This is a genomic window from Shigella sp. FC1967 (assembly GCF_001743005.1).
In the GTDB taxonomy this organism is placed as follows: Bacteria; Pseudomonadota; Gammaproteobacteria; order Enterobacterales; family Enterobacteriaceae; genus Proteus.
This window is the reverse complement of sequence record NZ_MIIZ01000858.1, coordinates 1-2,443: the sequence shown is the minus strand read 5'-3', so window position 1 is coordinate 2,443 and position 2,443 is coordinate 1. Positions and strand designations below refer to the sequence as shown.

The following is a 2,443-nucleotide window of genomic DNA, read 5'->3' as shown; positions in this document are numbered from 1 at the left end:
TTTCAGCCCATGGAGACCCGCGTAAATCCGTCGTACAGAGGGTTGCGGTCTGAGAAGTGGGAAGCCTCGCCGTTTACGGCGGGGAGCAGTCACGAGGAATACCTTTGTGCTTAATGTGCCGTGATGTGAACACGAAAGCGCGATATAATGACACAATCTGTCAGTATAAGAAGAATGGTTAATAGAATGAATGCTCAATTTGATGATGCAACTAAGACATTAGATACTCTAGGATTACGTTGTCCTGAGCCAGTAATGTTAGTTCGTAAAACGATAAGAAATATGGCATTAGGCGAGACGCTTTTAGTCATTGCGGATGATCCTGCAACAGTACGTGATATTCCTGGTTTTTGTCGCTTTATGGAGCATGATTTATTAAATCAAGAGACTGAATCTGCCCCTTATCGCTATCTTATTCGTAAAAAAGAGAGCAATCTGTAATTTACATTGTAAATATTGCTTACCTGCGCGCTAAAAAATAGCCCAAACTCCAACTTAGCTGAAGTTTGGGCTTTGTGATTTTAGTGTACTTACTTTTTATTTGAGGTGTTAACTTTTACTCTTAGTAGCCTTACCGCATTGGCTGTAACTAGTGCGGTTGCACCGGAATCAGCAAGAACGGCAACCCAAAGTCCAGTGATACCTAATAAGCTTGTTACTAAGAATATCGCTTTTAAGCCCAGTGCTATGGCGATGTTTTCACGGATAATTTTACGTGTCGCACGAGATAATTTAATAATTTCAGGTAAGCCCGTTAAACGGTTATGTGTTAATGCAGCATCCGCTGTTTCAAGTGCAACATCAGTACCGCTTCCCATCGCGACACCAATGGTGGCCGCTTTCATTGCTGGCGCATCATTGATACCATCGCCCACCATCATTGTGTTATGCGTTTTGCTAATTTCCATTACTGAAGTCACTTTATCTTCGGGCAGTAATCCAGCTCGGAAATCCATACCTAGTTTTTTCGCAATAGCAGCTGCTGCTCTTGGATTATCACCCGTTAGCATAACGGCATTGATGTTCATCTCTTTCAATAATTTCATTGATTCAACAGCATCACTGCGTAAAGTATCTTGCATCGCAATAACACCGATAAGTTGGCTCTCTTTTAAGACAACAACAACGGTTTTACCTTCATCTTCAAGACGTGCAACTTCTTGTTGCCATTGAGAAGAGAGCGATGTCGCTTCTGATAATTGAGAAGGGGCGCTCACTAGGATGTGTTGACTATTTAAATAACCTTCAATGCCTTTACCCGCTAGCGCTTTACGCTCTTGTGCTTCAACAACAAGCACTCCTTCATCTTGTGCTTTATTGATAATTGCTTTTGCTAATGGATGATGAGAGCCAATTTCGACGGATGAAGCAAAAGTCAGCACTTCTTTTTCATTAAATCCAGATTCAGCTACAATATCAGTAACTTGAGGTTTCCCTTCTGTTAATGTACCCGTTTTATCTAATGCGATAGTATTAACTGTGCCTAATTGCTCTAACGCTGCACCGCCTTTGATCAACGCTCCGCGTTTAGTTGCTGCCGCTAATGCTGAAGTGATTGCCGCTGGTGTTGAGATAACCAAAGCACAAGGACAACCAATGAGTAATAGCGTTAAACCGCGATAAATCCATGTTTCCCACGGTTGTGAAAACAACAGGGGGGGAACAATGATAACCAGTGCGGAGAACAGCATTATCGCAGGGGTATAGTAACGGCTAAAGCGGTCAATAAAGCGTTCAATAGGGGCTCTACGCTCTTCAGCTTCTTCAATCAATTGCAAAATACGGTCGATAGCATTTTGCCCCTGCTCAGATACCACCTTCATCTGTACCGATCTATCCACAGATAAACAACCCGCAGCCACTTTTTCACCTTGTAGGCGTTCTACTGGTACGGATTCACCGGTTAATGCACTTTCATCAAAGCTTGCAAATGCGCTGACTAATTCTGCATCTGTTGGTAAACGAGAACCTGGGGCAATTTCGATAATATCGCCAGGGCGCAGTTGCGCAACAGGAACTGTTTGTTTTTTGCCATCTTTGATTAATGTCGCTTCTTCTGGCACCAATGCCATTAATGCACTTACACCACGACGAGCACGCCCTGCGGCGTAAGACTCTAACATCTCGCCAATCATAAACAGCAAAATAACCATTGCGGCTTCTTCGGTAGCATTAATAAAGAGTGCCCCAATTGCGGCAACGCTCATTAATGTTTCGATAGCGAATGGTGTACCACTGCGAATAAGTTGTAAGGACTTTTTCACAATGGGGAATAAACCAATTAAGGTGGTTGCAATAAAGGCAGCACGGCCGGCTTGAGGGTCAATAAACTCTGCACCCCAGCTAATGACCATTAAAAGCGCCAAGACAATAACAAATGCGCTCTCTTTTAATAAGCTCTGCTTAGCGACTTTTTGGGATTGAGGTGATGAGAGATCAAAAA

The 2,443-nt window shown here is 43.1% G+C and carries 2 protein-coding genes; one reads left to right on the top strand and one right to left on the bottom strand.

Annotation, left to right across the window (positions count from 1 at the left end; genetic code table 11):
* Window positions 1–186: 186 nt before the first annotated feature.
* Complete coding sequence (gene tusA, locus BHE89_RS14670; RefSeq protein WP_069368408.1) at window positions 187–441, top strand: sulfurtransferase TusA; 255 nt, start codon at window positions 187–189, stop codon at window positions 439–441.
* A gap of 89 nt (window positions 442–530) precedes the next feature.
* On the opposite strand, the gene BHE89_RS14665 is transcribed toward tusA, so the two are convergent.
* A partial coding sequence (locus BHE89_RS14665) for a zinc/cadmium/mercury/lead-transporting ATPase (protein WP_128860590.1) occupies window positions 531–2,443 on the bottom strand: 1,913 nt, incomplete at its 5' end.

Coding starts and splice junctions, on each gene's coding strand:
- tusA (WP_069368408.1), top strand. CDS start 187: ATGAATGCTCAATTTGATGATGCAACTAAGACATTAGATACTCTAGGA.